This is a genomic window from Thiolapillus sp. (assembly GCF_048562965.1).
Classification (GTDB): domain Bacteria; phylum Pseudomonadota; class Gammaproteobacteria; order Chromatiales; family Chromatiaceae; genus Thiolapillus; species Thiolapillus brandeum_A.
In genome coordinates this window covers 1-635 of the sequence record NZ_JBHNMF010001417.1, presented here as the reverse complement: position 1 = coordinate 635, position 635 = coordinate 1, and the positions used below count along the sequence as shown (strand labels likewise).

Sequence of the window (635 nt, the reverse complement as noted above, 5' to 3'; positions counted from 1 at the left end):
TGGATGGATAACCATGGCGTTATGCTTCCTCCAGGTTTTGCGTGAGCCAGTCGTTCAATATCTGGCGGGTTCGGAACAAAGGATAGCTCCTTTTTGGAATATAATCACATGGTACCCGGCAGTTACGTAAAATTAATCATTTGATCATTTTGAGTTGTCAGGTTTGAAAGGGAAGTTCGGATCAGGTCTGCCCTTGCACGGGCTAAGCGTTCAGAGAGAAGTTGTATGACCAGTAGATTTAGACGGCCACTGCTGTTCCTGTGCTTATGGAGCCTTGCCTCCGCTGCGTTTGCGGAAGACTGGCTGTATACGGTACAGCCGGGAGACACTGTCTGGGATATCAGCCACAATCAGCTCAAGGACTGGCGCTACTGGGATGACATTCTCAAGCGCAACAAGATCCGCAATGCGGCAACGATTCGGCCGGGGACGAAAATAGCCATACCCCTTTACATTGTGCGTGAGGAAACCTCGGAAGTAAGGGTGGATAATGTTGTCGGCGAGGTCGGGGTTGTATTTAGTTTAGCGTAGAAACCCACGTCCTTAGGACGTGGTCATGAGTGATAGGCTCAGCCTGTCACGACTGATACGGCCCATGTTACAACCCGAAACTGAGTTGTCCCCACAACTGAATT

Annotated in this window: 1 protein-coding gene; it reads left to right on the top strand. The window is 49.9% G+C overall.

Annotation, left to right across the window (positions count from 1 at the left end):
• The first annotated feature begins 225 nt into the window (after positions 1–225).
• A complete protein-coding gene (locus tag ACOCD2_RS24695) occupies positions 226–531 on the top strand; it encodes a LysM peptidoglycan-binding domain-containing protein (protein ID WP_293650820.1) in 306 nt (101 codons plus the stop codon).
• Positions 532–635: the final 104 nt, after the last annotated feature.

What these genes read in the sequence shown, in the direction of transcription:
- ACOCD2_RS24695 (WP_293650820.1), top strand. Translation starts at nt 226, where the DNA reads ATGACCAGTAGATTTAGACGGCCACTGCTGTTCCTGTGCTTATGGAGC.